A 16,627-nucleotide genomic window follows, 5' to 3' on the forward strand; every position below is an offset into this window, starting at 1 on the left:
TCAGACGGCACTCTGGAAGCGGCCCGGCGTCATGCCGTAGCAGCGCACGAACCAGCGCGTCAGATGGCTCTGGTCGGAGAAGCCCGTGCGGGCCGCCACGTCCCCGATGGCCTCGCCCGCGGCGAGCAGGCGGCGCGCGGCACGGAGGCGGAGCTGCCGCTGGTAGTCGCTCGGCCCCATCCCGTACGCCCGCCTGAACCCCCGGTAGAGCGCGAAGCGGCTGCACCCCGCCGCCTCCGCCAGCTCGTCGGCGCCGATGTCGTCCAGGTACGCCTCGTCCAGCCGCCGCCGGGCCCGCTCGACGAACCCGCCGGCCGCCGACGCGCGCACCCGCCTCGTGGCGGCGCGGTCGACCATCGCCCCGACGGTCGCGGTCAGCAGCTCGTCCCGCCGCAGGGCGGGCGCACCCCCGAGCAGGGCCGTGTGCAGGCCGCGCAGGTTCTTCGCCAGGACGGGATCGGGCACGACGGGCGAGTCGAACAGGGGCAGCCCGGCCGGGCCGTCCGCGATGTCGGCCAGGACGGCGGCCACCAGCTCCGGGCCGATGTGCACCATCCGGTACGTGAAGCCCAGCTCGTCGGCGGCATGGCCGTCATGCGGATCGTCCGGATTGAACGCGATGACCATCCCCGCCGCGCTGGTGTGGGCGTCGCCGCGGCACCGGAACGCCTGGTAGCCGTCCTCGGTCACGCCGAACGAGTACGTCTCGTGGCTGTGCCGGTGGTAGACGTGCCGCTCGAAGTGAGCGTGCATCGCCTCCAGGGGGCGGTCGGGCGACCGCCAGTACCTGCTCCAGTCCACACGACCAGTCTGGCGCACGAGCGTTCAAGACGGCGCGCCTCCCGCGCGGCACCCTGGACGGCATGCGTTTCGACACCAAGATCGGGATCGTGGTCCGGGACGACCTGGCCGCCTGGCAGCGGCTCAACGTCACCGCGTTCCTGGCCGGCGCCGTCGCGGGCGGCGTGCCCGGCGTCATCGGCGAACCGTACGAGGACGCCTCCGGCAACCGGTACCTGGCGATGTTCCGGCAGCCCGTGCTCGTCTACGAGGCCGACGCCGCGGCGATCCTCAAGGCCCACGGCCGCGCCCTCGCCCGCGAGATGGACATCGCCGTCTACATCGAGGACATGTTCAAGACCGGCCACGACGAGGCCAACCGGGAGACCGTCCGCGCGGTCACCGCCGAGGACATGCCTCTCGTCGGGTTCGCCGTCCACGGGCCGAAGAACGGCGTGGACAAGGTCCTCAAGGGGCTGCGGCTGCACCCGTGATCCCGGCGAGCGCGGCGAGCCGCTCCCGGTGGCGGTCCGGCGCCCCGAACAGCTGCCGCGACCCCTGCGCCCGCTTGAAGTACAGGTGCGCGTCGTGCTCCCAGGTGAACCCGATGCCGCCGTGGAGCTGGATCGCCTCGCCGGCGGTGCGGAAGTAGGCGTCCGAGCAGTACGCCTTGGCCAGCGCGGCGGCGGCCGGCAGCTCCCCGGGGCTCTCGTCGGCGGCGGCCGCCGCGTTCAGCACCGCCGACCGCGCCGACTCCACGAGCACGAACATGTCGGCGCACCGGTGCTTGACCGCCTGGAACGACCCGATCGGGCGCCCGAACTGCCGCCGCACCTTCACGTATTCGACGGTCATGTCGAGCGTCTTCTGGGCCCCGCCGAGCTCCTCGGCCGCCAGGACGACGGCCGCCACGTCGAGCGCCCGCACCAAGGCGTCCCGCCCGCCGACCTTGCGCGCCGGGACGCCGTCCATCTCGACCCGCGCCAGCTTCCGCGTCTGGTCGAGCGTGGGCAGGACGTTCCTGGTAAGGACGGCCACATCCTCGACGGCATAGATGCCCACCCCGTCATCGCCCTTGGCCGCGACCAGAACCAGATCGGCGATGTGGCCGTCCAGGACGAAGTTCTTCGCCCCCCGCAGCCGCCCGCCCTCGACCGTGGTCTCCACATCCTCGGGATCCCACGACCCGCCGTCCTCGGCCACGGCCAGCGTCGCGATGACCGACCCGTCCGCGATCCCGGGTAGCAGGTCGTGCCCGCCCTCCCCGGCCTCCAGCGTCGCCGCGGCCGTGATCGTCGCCAGGAACGGCGCGCACACCACGGCCCGCCCCATCTCCTCGAACACCACGGCCAGCTCGCGCACCCCGAACCCGGCCCCGCCGTGCTCCTCGGCGATCGCGAGGCCCTGCAGGCCGAGCTGCTCGGCCATCTGCGCCCACACCTTGGGGTCGTAGCCCTCGGCGGTCTCCATCAGCCGCCGCACCTCGGCGGCGGGGGACCGGTCGGCGAAGAACCGCCGCAGCGCGTCCCGCAGCTCCCGCTGCTCCTCGGTGACGACGAGCCTCATCGGGCGGCCTCCCCCACGTGTCCGGCGCTCACCGGATCATCGTGCCGCGCGCCCGGCTCCCGCCTCCCGCGCGTTCCCATCCACCGGGACGATCAGGGCGCCCAGTCGTGCGGACCGAGCACGTACCCCTTGCTCGTCGAGTGGAGGTGGTTGATCGACACCAGATGCCCGAGCGCGGCCCACAGATCCTCCTCGGGCGCCTCGACGAGCGCCCCGATCGTCTCGAAGTCGGCCGCGCCCCGCTCCTTGTCGATTTCCGCCACGGTCTCGTACACGGTCAGCTCGAAGTCACTGAGCTCCTGAACGTCCCCGCGCCTGGCATCTCGCTCATCCATAGACAAACCGTGCCCACTCGCGCCCGTTCTATCTGCCCCACCCGACGCATAGGGCCGTACGCTGGGGGCGTAACGCTCGACAACTACGATCTGTATGCGAAGGGTGGCGCTCTGCTCATAGACTCGCTCGCGAGGAAAGGAGCAGAGCATGACTGTCATGGTTCATGAGCCTCTGTCGCACGGGGACGCCGACGTTCTCCTGGAAGGTTTCCTCGCCCTCGACACCCCGGAGGGCTTCCGAGCCGAGCTGATCGACGGAGAGATCGTCGTGTCCCCACCCCCCATAGGCGCGCACGAGTGGTGCATCGCAGAGATCAGCCTGCAGGTGGTGCGGGACTCCCCGCACAGGTTTCACTGGTCGGGCAACAAGGGTCTGCTCGTGCCAAGTAGTGATGGTGGGCAGCCGGGCAACCGCGTGATTCCGGACGCGACGTTCGTTCTCGCCGAGACGGGTCTCTTCCGCGACGCCGAGTCCTGGATGCCCGTTGAGCCCGGTGGCGTGGCCATGGTGGTCGAGGTGACCTCCTCAAGGCCGGAGGTGGACCGGGAAGCCAAGCGGCGCGGATACGCACGCGCGGAGATCCCGCTCTACCTCCTTGTGGACCGCAGGGAACAGAAGGTGAGCCTGTTCAGCGAGCCGAAGGAAGGCGATTTCCACAAGGTCGAGTGGGTGCCCTTCGGCAAGACCCTCCCCCTTCCGGAACCCATCGACATCGAACTGGACACTTCTGGATTCGCCTGAGCGGCCTACTTGGGGGTGGGGGCCGCGCCGACCCAGCGGTGGTAGGCGTCCAGGTCGACGTTGCTCCCGCACACGATGGTGACCACGTGCCGGCCGGCGAAGCGGTCGCGGTCTTCGATGATCGCCGCGATGCCGAGCGCGGCCGACGGTTCGACGACGAGTCCCGCGTGGTCGAGGAGCATCCGCATACCGGCGATGATCGATGCCTCCTGCACCAGGACGGCATCATCGGCGACCGCCAGAAGATCGTCCAGCACGGCCTGGATGGGAAACCGGCCCGCGACGCCGTCGGCGATGGTGTCGGTCGAATCCGTGGTGACGACACGTCCCTGGCGCCAGGAACGCGTCATCGCCGGTGCCCCAAGCGGTTGGACGCAGATCACCTCGACGTCCGGCGCCAGGGCCTTCATCACATGACCCACCCCGGTGGCCAGCGCGCCGCCGCCGAGCGCGATCAGGACGGTGTCGAAGGACGGCGCGGCGTCCACCAGCTCCAGGCCGATGGTCGCCGCGCCCTCGCAGGTCTCGATGTCCAGGCTGTCCTCGACCAGCCGGATGCCGTCGTGCCGCGCGATGGCCGCCGCCCGCTCGCGCGCCAAGTCGAAGTCGCCGTCCACGAGCTCCAACCGAGCGTCCAGCGCGCGGATGCGGTCGAGCTTGGCCGCAGGCGCGAAGCGGGAGGCCACGACGGCGACGTCCAGCCCCCGGCCGCGGCCAGACCACGCGAGGGCCTGGCCGAGGTTGCCCGCGCTGGCGCACACCGCGGCACGCGAGCCGCCGTCGGCGAGCAGGCTCGCAACGACCTCGGTGCCGCGGCCCTTGAAGCTGCGGACCGGGTTCGCCGTTTCGAGCTTGACGCTCACCGTGCACCCGAGGTCGCGCCCCAGCGCCTCGCAGTCGTACAGCGGAGTGTCGAGAAAGACCGGGTCGATCAGCTGGCGGGCCGCCCGGATCCGGGCGGTGTCGAGGCGTGTCTCCTGCACGGCAAAGCAGCCTAGACCGGCGGATGCCGTCTCCGTTCAGGCGGCCGGTGCCGGGTGGGCGACCAGGCTACGGCCGTTCGCCGTCGCGGGGCTTGAGCGCCTTGATCCAGGGCTCGGGGTCGTCGTGGATCCGAGCACGGAACCGGAATCCCGACTCCACCGTGCTCCATGTGCCGTCGTCGTCCCTCGACGCCCGAGCGCTATCGACGTCGTTGCGGTCGACCGCCAAGAGCACGTAGTCGGGTAGATGTCGTCCGTGATATCGGCTGGGGTAGTGGAAATCGTCGAGGAGCAGCAACCGCTGATCGGTGAGGATCAGATAGCCGTCAGGCCGCCGGTCCCAGTCTTCGTGGTCGGCCAGTGTCCACGCCACGTGCTCGACGGTCTCCATGGGATCGAGTGCGGCGATCACGTAACCGTGGATGTTCTTCGCCCGGTCATGGGCGTGGTGGTGGCCGGCCTGGTCGAGTGCCTCGCTGATCTGCGACCGGAGGTTCGCCTTGGCCAGGAGGGCATTGGCTTCGTCCTTGTCGCCGCGGGCGTCGAGCAGCGATATCAGCGGATCAAGGGCAAACATCTCGCCGAGACGCAATGCTGTGTAATACGCATCGATCGCGCCATCGGCGTCCCCTTGCACTTCCTCGCGGAGCCGGGCCAGTGATAGCGCCGCGTCCGCGGAGTCGCTGTAAACACCCATCTCGATGCAACGCCGGTATGCCTCCTGCGCGCGACCGATGTGGCCCTGCATCCTGAGCGAGTCGCCCAGCCACTTCAAGGCAACTGGCGACCAGTGCTCGGGCCCGCGTTCGACCACCAGTCGGAACGCGCGGCCCGCCATCCCGTACCGCCCCCAGAGATACATCCGCGTACCGAAGAAGAAGAGCCGTACCGCAAGCCACCGGGGCATCGCCATCCCGTCATGCTAAAGGCGCGGTTGCGACGAATCCGAGCAGACCGGTACCGGCCGACGCCCGTAACCGCTGGTGGTCTCGCCGGTCGTGCGGGGTCAGGGCTTGAGGCGGGCCCAGACCCACTTGCCGCCGGACGGGTCGGGCGTGTGACCGCACTCGGCGGCGAGGGCCGCGACGATCGGAAGGCCCCGGCCGCCGTTGTCGTCCCAGTGCTCCTCGGACACATCAAGAGTGTCGAGCGTCGTCTCGACCATCGGACGGGCCCGCGGGCGTTCCGGGCTGGCGTCCCAGACGGCGATGAGGACCCCACCGGAGTCCCGGCTGCACTGGTAGCGGATCTCCTCTCCGGGCGTCGCCGCCGCGGCGTTCGTGACCAATTCCGAGGCGACCAGAAACACGTCGTCCGAAATGTGCGTATAGCCCCACTTGTTAAGACGGGTTTGGGTAAGTGTGCGAGCCAGACCCGGCGCCGCCTTCGACGCCAGCATGGGGATCAGCATGCAGTCCGAGGTTGAGATCATCACTCACCTGCTTCTTCCTGGAGAGGTTCACGGTTCGTGTCCCCAGGGTCGCGATTCGTCATTACGCTGGGATGTATTTGCAAACACCTCAAACAACCAGGACTGCGATGAGTGCCGCCGACGAAATCGACCCAGCGTCCTCGCTCTATGCGTGGCTCGCTTATGACCTGCGGTTCTATCGTCAGAAGCGAGGGCTCACCGGTGTCCAGGTGGGCAAGATCATCAACTGTGTCCGATCCCATGTTGCGAACCTGGAAGCGGGGCGGGCGTGTATCGACATGGGCCAAGCGAAGGCCCTCGATGAGGCATGGGAGACCGGAGGGCACTTCGAACGACTGCTGGGGTTCGCGCGTTCGCTCCATAGCCCGGACTGGTTCCGCCAGAGTGTCGAATATGAGATGAAGGCGGGGATCCTCCGCATTTATCAGGGGCAGGTCATTCCCGTTCCGCTGCAGACCGAGGACTACGCCCGCGCCGGCTTGTCAATGGCTCGCGTCGACGATGTCGAGAAGGCCCTGATGGGCCGCATGGCGCGGCAGGAACTGATCATCGGCAGGGAGGAGCACCCCCTGATGATGGTTCTTCTCGATCAGGATGCGCTGGACCGTCCGGTGGGAAGCCCAGAAGTCATGAAGGCCCAGCTCAAGCGGCTGCTTGAGTTGGGAGAGCGTGCGAATCTGAGTGTCCGGGTCATCGCACGCTCGGCTGGCTGGCACATCGGGTTGAACGGTCCATTCCAGATCATGAGCCTGGAGCGCAGGGACGTCGCCTACGCCGGTGCCTTCCACGGTGGCCGATTGGTCCAGGATGCTGCTGAGGTTCGAGCAATGGCCGTAGACTTCGAATTAATCGGGACGAAAGCCTCATCTGAGGCCGAATCTCGTGCCCTAATCGGGAAGCTCATGGAGGAGTTCGCATGACGATCAACTGGCGCAAGAGCTCCTACAGCGGTAGCTCAACTGACGAGATGTGCGTCGAGTTGGCCCACCTTGCCGATGGTGTCGGGGTCAGGGATTCGAAGGATCCGGACGGAGCCCGGCTGGCTGTGAGCGGCGAGGGCTTCGGTGATCTGGTGCGGCGGATCAAGAAGGGAAGCCTCGACGGGATGTAGGGCGCCGATGCGATGCCGGACGGGCGCCGCCTTTCTGCTGGTGGGGGAACCGGACCGGTCAGGAATCGAGAAGCGGGCCGGAGCAAGCCGCTCCTAGCGTGACCTCCATGGAGAACAGGGTGGAGGTGGACATGGTGCAGCAGCAGGCGGGCGAGCCTAGGAGCGGGACGCCCGGAGCGTTCTCGCGGTGGATGCAGCACCGGATGAACGCCCGCACGAACCGCAAGGTCCGGCGGGGCCGGGGCACGTTCATGGGGATGGACGTGCTGATCCTGAACACGGTCGGGAGCCGGAGCGGGCGGCTTCGCGAGACGCCGGTGGCGTAGTTCGCCGATGGCGAGGACGCGCGGCTGATCGTCGCGTCCGGCGGCGGGAGCCAGAACCCGGACTGGTACGTCAACCTGGTGGCGCACCCCGACCAGGCGCGATCGAGCTGCCCAGGCACGACGCCGTGCCCGTGACGCCGCAGCGGCTTGAGGGCGCGGACCGCGAGCGGGCGTGGCAGCGCATCGCCGCGGCGCAGCCGCGCATTGCGAAGTAGCAGAGCAAGTTAGACCGGCAGTACCCGGTGATCCGGCTCGTCCCGCGATGACGCCGCGCCCCGCGGATCTGGGCTTTCAGCGCCGGGCGTGGCGGATCTTCAGGCGTCCGAAGCCCATGGTGCCGGAGATCAAGATCTTCGGCCCGCCGGGGCGGGAGCGCCGCGGTGGTGTGTAGGCCGAGTCCTTCCACACGGTCTGCAGACCTTCGACGTCGACCTCCGCGTCGCGGGGCACCGTGATCTTCGCCTCGCCGGTGGTGAGCTGCAGCTCGATGTCGACCACCGGATGCTCGATGACCGCCCGGGACAGGTCCAGATGCACCCGGCCGAACGCGGACTCGACCTTCAGCACCCGCGGCACCCGCCATGCGCCGCGCCGCCGGATCCGCCCGCTGACGGCGGCGATCGTGGACGTGGTGGGCGCCTTCTCCGCGGGGAGCGAGGCCAGCGCCGTCACCAGCTCGCCGTGCGTCCCGGCGTCGAACACCCGATTGAGAAGCCCGTCCATCTCCTCATGCGAGATGTGCCCCTCGGTATAGGCCCCCTGCAAGCGCCGCACGGCCGTCTCACGATCGTCTTCGCTGATCCGCGACGACGGGTCTTCCGCCAAGGGGCCCACGCCCTCACTCTAACGCCGCCTCGACGACCGACCTTTGGTGGATCCGGCGATGGGCCCATACGCTGGATGCGCCAGGCTCGGTTGCTACAATCCGCATTCGAAAGGTGACGCTCTGCTTATAGGCTCGTGCGCGAGGAAGGGAGCAGAGCATGACTGTCATGGTTGATGAGCCTCCAACGCAGGGCGACAGCGGTCTCCTGGACAGATTCCTCGCCCTCGATACCCCCGAGGGTCTCCGAGCCGAGCTGATCGACGGAGAGATCGTCGTGTCACCACCCCCCGGTAGCAGGCACGAGCGGACGATCGCCAGGATCAACCGCCAGGTCATGCTGCACAGTTCGACCGCGTTCGACTTCTCCGGCAACATGGGCCTCGTCCTGCCCAGCGACGGCGGTCTGCCGAACTACGTGATCCCGGACGGGACGTTCGCGCCTCTCGACCTGGATGTCTACGACAACGACGACTCCTGGTCGGAACCGGATGGAATCGCCATGGTCGTCGAGGTGACGTCTTCGAGACCGAGAGCGGATCGCGAAGGCAAGCGGCAGGCCTACGCGCGTGCGGAGATCCCGCTCTACTTTCTCGTCGATCGCGACGAGAAGCGGGTGACGCTGTTAAGCAGGCCGGACGGCGAGGACTATGCGCGCACCGATCAGGTGACCGTCGGCAACGGTCTGGCACTCCCGGAGCCGTTCGGGTTCGAGTTGGACACGACCGACTTCGTCTGAGGCATCTCTTCGCGACTTCGCCGAACACCTGGGGTGGGGGTGGCGTCTGAGGGGGTGTGGAGGCTGAGTGTGAGCGGTGTGGTGGGGCGTTGATCCCGGTGGAGTACGGCATGCCCGTGGGCGACGAGCTGTATCGGCGGCATGAGCGTCGCGAGATCTACTTCACCGGGTCGTGCATGGGCGGGCCGGAGCCGTGGTGGTGCTGGTCGTGCGAGCGGTTCGCCGACCCCGAGCCGCGGCCTCCGCGGACGCTGACCAGGGAGGGCTACCAGCTGTCCCTGCTGGACGACATGCGCGACATGGCCCCGGGGGCCGTGCTGGAGCCGCCGGCGCCCTACGACGATCCGCCGGCCGGACTGGTGGAGGAGGCCGGACGGTGGCGGGTCCTGCGGGATCAGAAGATCGCTGATCTGGCGGCGATCCTCGGTGAGCCGGTCAGTGGCGGGCCCTCCCTGCACCGGTTCGCCTTTCCGCTCTGGCCCGACTTCTGGCTCGAGCACACGACCCTGGACACCGAAATCGGCGGATACGTGATCGGCCGGAAGTTCGTGCGGCGGTCCGGGACGCCGATGCGGTCGGTGGACGAGATGCGCCCCTGGTCCGTCCTGCTGTCCGAGGCGCGGGACTTCTTCGGACTGGGGGAGAACCGGATGCCCAACGCGATCTGGCAGGTCGTGCCCTTCGAGGCCGGCGGGCGGCGGATGGAGGCGGTGTTCGTCTTCGACCTGCTCCAGCACGTCTCGGAGGTCTGAATGACCGTCCGGGTCACCGGGGTGGTGATCGAGGACGGACGGCTGCTGGTCCTCGATCAGGACACGGGGGACGGGCGGTCGTGGTCGCTGCCCGGAGGGAAGGTCGAGGCGGGGGAGACCCTGGCCGGCGCGCTGGTGCGGGAGATGAGGGAGGAGACCGGCGTCGAGGCCGAGGTCGGGCGGCTGCTCTACGTCTGCGACCACGTGCAGGCGGGCGTCGTGCACATCACCTTCGAGGCCCGGCGGGTCGGCGGGGCCCTGGTGGCGGGGACCGACACCAGGCCGATTCGCGCCGTGGCGTTCGTCGCTCTCGCGGAGCTGGTGGGGCTCGGGTTCGGTGAGCGGTTCGTGGAGCTGGCCCGCGCCGGGTTCCCCGGCGCGGGCTCCTACATGGGCGAGAAGGCCGCGATCGGCCTCTGATCACTGCGCGGTCCAGCCTCCGTCCACGGCGACGAGGGCGCCGGTGATGAAGCTCGACGCGTCCGACGCGAGGAACGCGACGGTCTCGGCCACCTCCTCGGGGCGCCCGATGCGGCCGATCGGGTGGGCCGGGCCGAACGAGGCGAGCATCGCGCGGCCGTTCTCGACGACGCCCTCCATGATGTCGGTGTCGATCACGCCGGGGAGGACGGCGTTGGAGCGGATCCCCTTCGGCCCGCCCTCGATGGCGAGCACGCGCGTCATCTGGGCCAGCGCGCCCTTGGACGCGGCGTAGGCCGTCTGCGTCTCGAACGCGACGACCGAGGAGACGGACGCGATCGACACGATCGCGCCGCCGCCGCCGGCGTCCATCGCGCGGAACGCCTCGCGGGCCTGGACGAAGTTGCCGCGCGCGTTGACGCGCAGGATGTCCTCGAAGTCCTCGACGGTCGTCTCGGTGATCGGCTTGTTGAGGGTGCGGCCGGCGTTGTTGACCAGGATGTCGAGGCGTCCGAACCGGTCGAGGGCGAGCTGCGCGGTCGAGCGGGCGAGGTCCTCGTCGGCGACGTCGCCGACCAGGGCCGCCACGGTGCCGGACGCGAGGTCCTCGACGGCCTCGGAGCGGTCGGTGACGACCAGGCGGGCGCCTCGGTCGCGGAGGAGGAGGGCCGTGGCGCGGCCGATGCCGCGGGCGGCGCCGGTGACGACGGCGACGCGGCCGGTGAGGTCCCAGGTGGACGGGAGTGACACGGTGGATTCCTTCACGGTCGTTGGCGGGACGGGCGGACGACGATCTCGTTGACGTCGACGCCGTCCGGCTGGGAGAGGGCGTAGGAGACCGCGTCGGCGACGGCGTCCGGGGCGATGGCGTTCGCCCGGAAGGTGCGCATCATCTCCGCGGCCCCGGGGTCGGTGATGGAGTCGGCGAGTTCGGACGTGACCACGCCGGGCGAGACGGTCGTGACGCGGATCGACGGGTCGCACTCCTGGCGCAGCCCCTCGGTGATCGCCCACGCGGCGTACTTGGTGCCGCAGTAGACGGCGCCGGTCGGGACGACCTCGTGCGCGCCGACGCTCGCGACCGTGACGAAGTGCCCGCCGCCCTGCGCGGCGAAGACGGGCAGGGCCGCGGCGATCCCGTGCAGGAGGCCCCGGACGTTCACATCGATCATCCGGTCCCACTCGTCGACGAGGAGCGAGTCCAGCCGCGACAGCGGCATGACCCCGGCGTTGCCGATCAGGACGTCCACCCGCCCGTGCCGGTCGCGGGCGCCCTGGACGAACGCGGCGACGTCCGCCCGGTCGGTCACGTCCAGCCGCACCGGGTCCAGGCCGGCGCCGCAGCGGTCGGCGAGCGCCTGGAGGCGGTCGGTCCGCCGCGCCCCCGCGACCACGCGGTGGCCCTCCTTGACGAGCCGGGCGGCGACGGCCTCGCCGATACCGCTGCTGGCGCCCGTGACCAGGACGACCTTCGATGGATTCGTTGCCATGGCCACCACCGTGGTCGTTCTGCCGGCGATGTGGCAGGTCGCGGGGTTCCTGGGAGTGCCGCACCCAGGAACCCTCGTGGCCCGCGACCTACGATGGCGGCATGACGCGCACCGAACTCGGCGCCTACCTCTCCGCCCGGCGGGCCCGGGTGACACCGGACGAGGTGGGCCTCCCCGCCACCGGGTTCCGCAGGGTCCCAGGGCTGCGGCGCGAGGAGGTCGCGATGCTCGCGGGGGTCAGCGTCGACTACTACGTCCGCCTCGAACAGGGCCGGGAGAAGGCCCCGTCGGCGCAGGTGATCGACGCGCTGGCCGCCGCCCTCCGGCTGGCGGAGGACGGCCGCGCGCACCTGTTCCGCCTGGCCGGGCTCAGCCCGCGCTCGCGCGCCGGCGCGGGCACCGACCACGTCGATCCGGGCCTGCTCCAGCTCATGGACGCGTGGCCGGACAACCCCGCGATCGTCTACAACCGCGCCTACGACGTGCTCGCGTCGAACGCGATCGCCGACGCGCTGTTCCACGACTGGGCGCACTCGCGCAACCTCATGCACGTGGTCTTCACCGACCCGGCCGCCCGGACGTTCTACCAGGACTGGCGCGAGGTCGCCCGCAACAGCGTGGCCGGTTTCCGGCTGGGCCACGGCGAGGCGCCCCACGACCCGCGGGTCCGCGAAGTCCTCACCGAGATGCTCGAACGCAGCCCCGAGTTCGCCGAGCTGTGGGCGCGGCACGACGCTCGCGGCAAGGCGCTCGAACGCAAGCGGTTCCGGCACCGCGACGCCGGGCCGCTGACCCTGACCATGCAGACGTTCGACGTCCGGTCGAGCCCCGGGCAGGAGCTCGTCGTCTACCACGCGGAACCGGGGTCGGCGAGCAGCGAGGCCCTGACCCTGCTCGGGTCCCTGGCCGCGACCGGGCGTCAGCCGTAGCGCTTCATCTCATGGAAGAAACCCGGGACGGTGTTCAGCGAGCCCGACGACGACACGTGGTCGTACACGTACTTCGCCACGGCGAGGTCGAGGACGCCGAGCCCGAACGGTGAGAACACCACCGGCTTGCCGGCGGGCGGCGCGGTCTTCCCGGTGAGGACGTCGTAGAGCGTCCCGTCGACGAAGTCGCGGTTGCCGACCCGCTGCTCGGCCAGGTGCGGGGACGTGTTCGCCTTCATGCAGTGCTCGACGTCGTCCACGATGTTGCAGGACGACAGGATGATCTCGGGGGAGAGGTCGCGGAGCGACACGTGCAGGACGAGCGGGCCGTGCGCGAACCAGGCCGGGTCGTGCACGTGCGGCTCGCCGGCGACGGTCGCGAAGACGACCAGGTCGGACGAGCGGATCAGCGATTCCGCCGACGCGTGGATCGTGATCCGGCCCTTCTCCGACCGCTCCAGATACCCCTGGAAGCCCTCGGCGTGCTCGCGGGAGAGGTCGTGGATCGCGAGCTCGTCGAACGTGAAGCCGTTCCCCGCCAGGTAGGTGTGGATGTACCGGGCGATCAGGCCGACCCCGGCGAAGCCGACGCGGCGCGGCCGGGACCCGCGGGCGTCGGCGAGGGCGGCGGCGGCGAGGGCGGCGGACGCGGCGGTGCGCGCCGCGGAGATGATCGAGCTCTCCAGGCACGCGAACGGGTAGCCGGTCTCGGCGTCGTTCAGGATCAGCACCGCCGACGCGCGCGGGACGCCGTTCGCGACGTTGCCGGGGAAGCTGGAGATCCACTTGATGCCGTGCACGCCGACGTCGCCGCGCACCGATGCCGGCAGGGCGATGATCCGGTCGGACGGCCGGTCGGGGAACCGCAGGAAGTAGGAGTCGGGGTTGACGGTCCGGCCCTCGCCGTGCAGCCGGTAGGCCGCCTCGACCATCCGGGTGACCTCCCGCTCGCGCCCGGCGACCGCGTCGTGGACCTGCTCGCCGGAGATCACGGCGAAAGTGGGGGCCTGCGTCATGGAAACTCCGTGTCGTCTAGATGATCAGTCGCCGAGGATCGCGGCGAGGTCGCCGAAGTGCTCGCGCACCCAGCTCTCCTCGTAGAGGGAGTCCAGGTACCGCTCACCGAGGTCGGGGGCGATGGCCACCGCGATCGGGTCCTCGCCGGGGTACTTCTCCGCCAGCCAGCGGGACGCGCCCGACACGACGGTCCCGGTGGAGCCGCCGAACAGGAACCCCCGCGCCGCGAGCGCGTGCACGGTCCGGATCGTGTCGGTCTCGGGGACGTGGACCACGTCGTCGATGTACGCCTCGTCCACCAGCGCGGGCTTGCTGCTGGTGCCGAGGCCCGGCACCATCCGGCGCTCGGGGATGCCGCCGAACGTGACGGAGCCGACCGCGTCCACCGCCACGATCGTGACCGGCCGCCCGTGCTCCCGGAAGTAGCGGGCGCAGCCCATCAGGGTGCCGGTCGTCCCGGCGCCGACGAAGAGGACCTCCAGGTCGGGGAACTCACGGTCGATCGCTGGAGCGGTCCCGCTGTAGTGCGCCAGCCAGTTGTTCCGGTTGGCGTACTGGTTCAGCCACACGTACCGCGCGTCCTCCGCGCACAGCTCCTGGACGTACTTGATGCGCCCTCCGAGGTAGCCGCCGTTGGCGTCCGTGCCGGAGACGACGCGCACCTCCGCGCCGAGCGCCCGCATGACCCGCATCGACGCCGCGTTGCAGCGCGGGTCGGTGACGCAGACGAACCGCAGCCCGCGGCTCGCGGCGATCAGGCTGAGCGCGATACCGAGGTTGCCCGACGACGACTCCACGATGATCGATTCCGGGGTGATCGCGCCCTCCCGGACGGCCGCCTCCACCATCGCCGCGGCCGCCTTCAGCTTCACCGAGCCGGCGAAATTGAAGCCCTCGCATTTGAGGTAGAGCGGGCGCTCGATGACATGCCGCAGATCGACGTAAAGGTCGTCGACATTGAAATCCTGCGGCGAGGTTATTATCGGCACGCTGCCACCCTGAAATGAAGAAGCAATTCCCTCATCTTCCCCCGAAAGCTCGCCGCGGGCTTCACGCCAGAGCCATGGCGGCTCATCACGGTACCTTCGCGCATCTTGCCGCCGCAACCCCCTGATTACCCGCCGGTAGGGCAGAATGCGAGGTGCTTCTGCCGGGTGTCGGACATAAGCTATGGCCCCGCTTGTATTGCTGTTACAGCGGAGAAGTTCTACATCACGGAGAGTAATGATGAGTGCTCGCGGACCCGCCGTGGACCGGCTGCTCCCCCTGGCCGGGCTGCCCGCCCTGGACGTGTCCGCGGCAGAGGCCCGGCGGGCCCGCGAGCTGGCCGCGCGGCACGGGATGCTGCGGGAACGGGACGTCGACCTGGCTGACCCCGTCATCACCCGCGTGGAGCGGTTCGCCGCCGAGCGGGACCGTCCCGCCGTGACCGACGAGCACCGGTCGCTCTCCTATGGGGAACTGGCCGCCGAGGCCCGGCGCCTGGCCGCGCTCCTGGAGCGGGAGGGGGTCGAACCCGGCACGGTGGTCGGCGTCGGCGGCGGGCGGTGCGCGTCGGTCATCGCCGCGTTCCTCGCGATCGAGCTGGTCGGCGCCCTCTACGTCCCGGCCGACGAGACCTGGCCGGCGGGCCGCGTCCGCGACGTCCTCGACCAGGCGGAGGCGTCCGTGCTGGTCGCGGTCGACGCCGGGGCGACCGCCCCCGCCCTGCTGGAGGGCGCCGCCGAGGCCGGCTGCCGCGTGGTCCGCGCCGCCGCGGCCGAGGGCCTCGCCCCCTGGGCGGGCGAGCCGCGGCCGGCCGCCCCCGACCAGCCCCGGTACGTGCTGTTCACCTCGGGTTCGACGGGCCGCCCCAAGGGCGCGGTCGTCGAGCACCGCGGCATGCTCAACCACCTCTGGGCGAAGAACATCGACCTGGAGCTGACCGGCGCGGACGTCGTCGCGTTCACCGCGCCGCTCGGCTTCGACATCTCGATCTGGCAGATGCTCAGCCCGCTGCTGCTCGGCGGACGGGTGGACGTCATCGGCGACGCGACGGGCCACGACCCGGCGGCCTTCGCCCGTGCGGTGGACGAGCAGGGCATCACGGTCGTCGAGCTCGTTCCCACCATGGTCAGGCACCTCCTGGACGATCTCGCCCCCGGGTCGGCTCATCCTGGGGGGACGACCCCCCAGGCCCCCCGGCAACGGCCCTTCCCATCTGGGGGGACGACCCCCCAGGCCCCCCGGCAACGACCCTTCCCATCTGGGGGGACGACCCCCCAGACCCCCCGGCAACGACCCTTGCCGAACCTCCGCTGGATGATCGCCACCGGCGAGGAGTTGCCGGTGGAGCTGTCGCGCCGCTGGCTGGAGGCGATGCCGCACGCCCGGCTCCTCAACGCCTACGGCCCGACCGAATGCTCCGACGACGTCACCCACCACGCCGTGACCTCCGGTGACCTGGGGCTTCTCCGGCTGCCGATCGGCACCCCGATCGTCAACGCGCGCCTGTACGTGCTCCGTGCCGAGGACGACGGCACGTGGGCGGCGTGCGACGTGGGGGAGACCGGCGAGCTGTTCGTGGGCGGCCTGGTCGTCGGGCGCGGCTACATCGGCAACGACGAGCGGACCCGCGAGGCGTTCTACCGCGACCCGTTCGGATCGTCCCCGACCGGCCGCCTGTACCGGACGGGCGACGCGGTGAAGCTGCTGCCGGCGGGCGCGGGCGGCGAGGACCGGCCCACCCTGCAGTACCTGGGACGCGTCGACCGCCAGGTCAAGATCGCCGGAGTGCGGATGGAGCTGGGCGAGATCGAGGCGGTGCTGCAGCGGCACCCGGCGGTGCGGGCCGCGGCGGTCGTGGTGCACGAGTACCCGCCCAGGTAGGGCCCCTGCCATTTACTCTGCGTAATCGAGCTGACCGGATTCGGTTGCCAACCTTTGTCATCGGGTGAGCGTCAGTCCTCGCCGGATACGCGCGCCCGGCCGGCCGTTTTGTCACTCCTGTTAGCAATGGGACGGGCCAAGTTCTGCTTTTGAGGGGATTGCGAGCCATGTGACAGGCTGGTTGACTGTGACCCCGCTACTCCTGAGTAGGACGTGGGTCGAGGGCGGGTCCGGTCGAGTACGGAAAGCGGCGGCGCTCCGTATTGGCGGGAACACAGGGCGTTGACTCCGGGATCGCGCGGGCCGATCGCGTA

20 protein-coding genes and 1 pseudogene are annotated in these 16,627 nt (G+C 70.1%); 10 read left to right on the forward strand and 11 right to left on the reverse strand.

Features of this window, described 5'->3' with window-relative positions; genetic code table 11:
• Complete coding sequence (locus tag ABGB11_RS15520) at nt 1-801, reverse strand: AraC family transcriptional regulator (protein WP_347633179.1); 801 nt, start codon at nt 799-801, stop codon at nt 1-3.
• Nucleotides 802-863: 62 nt separating this feature from the next.
• Here ABGB11_RS15520 and ABGB11_RS15525 point away from each other — a divergent pair, with 62 nt between their 5' ends.
• Nucleotides 864-1,274 (forward strand): DUF2000 domain-containing protein, encoded by a 411-nt coding sequence (locus ABGB11_RS15525; protein ID WP_347633181.1) that lies wholly within the window; start codon nt 864-866, stop codon nt 1,272-1,274.
• On the opposite strand, the gene ABGB11_RS15530 is transcribed toward ABGB11_RS15525, so the two are convergent.
• Together ABGB11_RS15530 and ABGB11_RS15535 are read right to left on the reverse strand one after the other, a co-directional pair.
• Complete coding sequence (locus tag ABGB11_RS15530) at nt 1,249-2,346, reverse strand: acyl-CoA dehydrogenase family protein (protein ID WP_347633183.1); 1,098 nt, start codon at nt 2,344-2,346, stop codon at nt 1,249-1,251. The two genes, ABGB11_RS15525 and ABGB11_RS15530, sit on opposite strands and share 26 nt — an antisense overlap.
• 92 nt (nt 2,347-2,438) lie before the next feature.
• The gene (locus ABGB11_RS15535; RefSeq protein WP_021592600.1) at nt 2,439-2,681 is read right to left on the reverse strand and encodes a hypothetical protein; all 243 of its coding nucleotides are present in this window, start codon (nt 2,679-2,681) and stop codon (nt 2,439-2,441) included.
• A gap of 148 nt (nt 2,682-2,829) precedes the next feature.
• On the opposite strand from ABGB11_RS15535, the gene ABGB11_RS15540 reads away from it, so the two are divergent.
• Nucleotides 2,830-3,423, forward strand: a complete 594-nt coding sequence (locus ABGB11_RS15540; protein WP_347633186.1) for a Uma2 family endonuclease — start codon at nt 2,830-2,832, stop codon at nt 3,421-3,423.
• Between the two features lie 5 nt (nt 3,424-3,428).
• Here ABGB11_RS15540 and ABGB11_RS15545 read toward each other — a convergent pair whose 3' ends face one another.
• The 3 genes from ABGB11_RS15545 to ABGB11_RS15555 all read right to left on the reverse strand — a co-directional run bounded on the left by ABGB11_RS15545 (nt 3,429) and on the right by ABGB11_RS15555 (nt 5,817).
• Nucleotides 3,429-4,406 (reverse strand): pyridoxal-phosphate dependent enzyme, encoded by a 978-nt coding sequence (locus tag ABGB11_RS15545; RefSeq protein WP_347633188.1) that lies wholly within the window; start codon nt 4,404-4,406, stop codon nt 3,429-3,431.
• Between the two features lie 67 nt (nt 4,407-4,473).
• Nucleotides 4,474-5,319 carry a hypothetical protein gene (locus ABGB11_RS15550; RefSeq protein ID WP_347633190.1) on the reverse strand — a complete coding sequence of 282 codons (846 nt, stop codon included), beginning with the start codon at nt 5,317-5,319 and terminating at the stop codon, nt 4,474-4,476.
• A gap of 93 nt (nt 5,320-5,412) precedes the next feature.
• Nucleotides 5,413-5,817 carry an ATP-binding protein gene (locus ABGB11_RS15555; RefSeq protein WP_347633192.1) on the reverse strand — a complete coding sequence of 135 codons (405 nt, stop codon included), beginning with the start codon at nt 5,815-5,817 and terminating at the stop codon, nt 5,413-5,415.
• A gap of 128 nt (nt 5,818-5,945) precedes the next feature.
• Between ABGB11_RS15555 and ABGB11_RS15560 the strand changes: the two genes are divergently transcribed.
• From ABGB11_RS15560 to ABGB11_RS15570, 3 genes and pseudogenes are all read left to right on the forward strand, one after another.
• Nucleotides 5,946-6,758: a helix-turn-helix transcriptional regulator gene (locus ABGB11_RS15560; protein ID WP_347633194.1), complete on the forward strand. Its 813-nt coding sequence runs from the start codon at nt 5,946-5,948 to the stop codon at nt 6,756-6,758.
• On the forward strand, nt 6,755-6,949 hold the full coding sequence (locus ABGB11_RS15565; protein WP_347633196.1) for a DUF397 domain-containing protein: 195 nt from the start codon (nt 6,755-6,757) through the stop codon (nt 6,947-6,949). The genes ABGB11_RS15560 and ABGB11_RS15565 overlap by 4 nt, the downstream gene beginning before the upstream one ends.
• A gap of 191 nt (nt 6,950-7,140) precedes the next feature.
• Nucleotides 7,141-7,410 (forward strand): annotated as a pseudogene (locus ABGB11_RS15570) (nitroreductase/quinone reductase family protein).
• Between the two features lie 156 nt (nt 7,411-7,566).
• Here the strand turns inward: ABGB11_RS15570 and ABGB11_RS15575 are convergent.
• Nucleotides 7,567-8,109 (reverse strand): DUF1707 domain-containing protein, encoded by a 543-nt coding sequence (locus ABGB11_RS15575; protein ID WP_347633198.1) that lies wholly within the window; start codon nt 8,107-8,109, stop codon nt 7,567-7,569.
• Nucleotides 8,110-8,258: 149 nt separating this feature from the next.
• Between ABGB11_RS15575 and ABGB11_RS15580 the strand changes: the two genes are divergently transcribed.
• The 3 genes from ABGB11_RS15580 to ABGB11_RS15590 all read left to right on the forward strand — a co-directional run bounded on the left by ABGB11_RS15580 (nt 8,259) and on the right by ABGB11_RS15590 (nt 10,009).
• A complete protein-coding gene (locus ABGB11_RS15580) occupies nt 8,259-8,837 on the forward strand; it encodes a Uma2 family endonuclease (protein ID WP_347633200.1) in 579 nt (192 codons plus the stop codon).
• A 110-nt stretch (nt 8,838-8,947) separates the two neighbouring features.
• The gene (locus ABGB11_RS15585; protein WP_347633202.1) at nt 8,948-9,589 is read left to right on the forward strand and encodes a hypothetical protein; all 642 of its coding nucleotides are present in this window, start codon (nt 8,948-8,950) and stop codon (nt 9,587-9,589) included.
• Entirely contained in the window at nt 9,590-10,009 is a 420-nt protein-coding gene (locus tag ABGB11_RS15590) for an NUDIX hydrolase (RefSeq protein WP_347633204.1), read from the forward strand.
• Here ABGB11_RS15590 and ABGB11_RS15595 read toward each other — a convergent pair whose 3' ends face one another.
• Both ABGB11_RS15595 and ABGB11_RS15600 read right to left on the reverse strand, forming a co-directional pair.
• Nucleotides 10,010-10,759: a glucose 1-dehydrogenase gene (locus ABGB11_RS15595; RefSeq protein WP_347633206.1), complete on the reverse strand. Its 750-nt coding sequence runs from the start codon at nt 10,757-10,759 to the stop codon at nt 10,010-10,012.
• Between the two features lie 11 nt (nt 10,760-10,770).
• The gene (locus tag ABGB11_RS15600) at nt 10,771-11,499 is read right to left on the reverse strand and encodes an SDR family oxidoreductase (RefSeq protein WP_347633208.1); all 729 of its coding nucleotides are present in this window, start codon (nt 11,497-11,499) and stop codon (nt 10,771-10,773) included.
• Nucleotides 11,500-11,600: 101 nt separating this feature from the next.
• Here ABGB11_RS15600 and ABGB11_RS15605 point away from each other — a divergent pair, with 101 nt between their 5' ends.
• A complete protein-coding gene (locus tag ABGB11_RS15605; RefSeq protein ID WP_347633210.1) occupies nt 11,601-12,428 on the forward strand; it encodes a helix-turn-helix transcriptional regulator in 828 nt (275 codons plus the stop codon).
• On the opposite strand, the gene sbnB is transcribed toward ABGB11_RS15605, so the two are convergent.
• Both sbnB and sbnA read right to left on the reverse strand, forming a co-directional pair.
• Nucleotides 12,419-13,444 (reverse strand): 2,3-diaminopropionate biosynthesis protein SbnB, encoded by a 1,026-nt coding sequence (gene sbnB / locus ABGB11_RS15610; RefSeq protein ID WP_347633212.1) that lies wholly within the window; start codon nt 13,442-13,444, stop codon nt 12,419-12,421. The two genes, ABGB11_RS15605 and sbnB, sit on opposite strands and share 10 nt — an antisense overlap.
• A gap of 24 nt (nt 13,445-13,468) precedes the next feature.
• Nucleotides 13,469-14,434, reverse strand: a complete 966-nt coding sequence (sbnA, locus tag ABGB11_RS15615; RefSeq protein WP_347633214.1) for a 2,3-diaminopropionate biosynthesis protein SbnA — start codon at nt 14,432-14,434, stop codon at nt 13,469-13,471.
• 238 nt (nt 14,435-14,672) lie between these two features.
• On the opposite strand from sbnA, the gene ABGB11_RS15620 reads away from it, so the two are divergent.
• Nucleotides 14,673-16,313, forward strand: coding sequence for an AMP-binding protein (locus ABGB11_RS15620; RefSeq protein ID WP_347633216.1), 1,641 nt, complete (start codon nt 14,673-14,675; stop codon nt 16,311-16,313).
• The last annotated feature ends 314 nt before the right edge of the window (nt 16,314-16,627 follow it).

The sequence above is a fragment of the Actinomadura sp. B10D3 genome (assembly GCF_039871695.1).
Lineage (GTDB): Bacteria > Actinomycetota > Actinomycetes > Streptosporangiales > Streptosporangiaceae > Spirillospora > Spirillospora madurae.

Excerpts from the sequence above, each read along its gene's own strand:
- ABGB11_RS15525 (WP_347633181.1), top strand. The coding sequence starts at position 864 with ATGCGTTTCGACACCAAGATCGGGATCGTGGTCCGGGACGACCTGGCC.
- ABGB11_RS15530 (WP_347633183.1), bottom strand. The coding sequence starts at position 2,346 with ATGAGGCTCGTCGTCACCGAGGAGCAGCGGGAGCTGCGGGACGCGCTG.
- ABGB11_RS15535 (WP_021592600.1), bottom strand. The coding sequence starts at position 2,681 with ATGGATGAGCGAGATGCCAGGCGCGGGGACGTTCAGGAGCTCAGTGAC.
- ABGB11_RS15540 (WP_347633186.1), top strand. The coding sequence starts at position 2,830 with ATGACTGTCATGGTTCATGAGCCTCTGTCGCACGGGGACGCCGACGTT.
- ABGB11_RS15550 (WP_347633190.1), bottom strand. The coding sequence starts at position 5,319 with ATGGCGATGCCCCGGTGGCTTGCGGTACGGCTCTTCTTCTTCGGTACG.
- ABGB11_RS15555 (WP_347633192.1), bottom strand. The coding sequence starts at position 5,817 with ATGCTGATCCCCATGCTGGCGTCGAAGGCGGCGCCGGGTCTGGCTCGC.
- ABGB11_RS15560 (WP_347633194.1), top strand. The coding sequence starts at position 5,946 with ATGAGTGCCGCCGACGAAATCGACCCAGCGTCCTCGCTCTATGCGTGG.
- ABGB11_RS15565 (WP_347633196.1), top strand. The coding sequence starts at position 6,755 with ATGACGATCAACTGGCGCAAGAGCTCCTACAGCGGTAGCTCAACTGAC.
- ABGB11_RS15580 (WP_347633200.1), top strand. The coding sequence starts at position 8,259 with ATGACTGTCATGGTTGATGAGCCTCCAACGCAGGGCGACAGCGGTCTC.
- ABGB11_RS15585 (WP_347633202.1), top strand. The coding sequence starts at position 8,948 with ATGCCCGTGGGCGACGAGCTGTATCGGCGGCATGAGCGTCGCGAGATC.
- ABGB11_RS15590 (WP_347633204.1), top strand. The coding sequence starts at position 9,590 with ATGACCGTCCGGGTCACCGGGGTGGTGATCGAGGACGGACGGCTGCTG.
- ABGB11_RS15600 (WP_347633208.1), bottom strand. The coding sequence starts at position 11,499 with ATGGCAACGAATCCATCGAAGGTCGTCCTGGTCACGGGCGCCAGCAGC.
- ABGB11_RS15605 (WP_347633210.1), top strand. The coding sequence starts at position 11,601 with ATGACGCGCACCGAACTCGGCGCCTACCTCTCCGCCCGGCGGGCCCGG.
- sbnB (WP_347633212.1), bottom strand. The coding sequence starts at position 13,444 with ATGACGCAGGCCCCCACTTTCGCCGTGATCTCCGGCGAGCAGGTCCAC.
- ABGB11_RS15620 (WP_347633216.1), top strand. The coding sequence starts at position 14,673 with ATGAGTGCTCGCGGACCCGCCGTGGACCGGCTGCTCCCCCTGGCCGGG.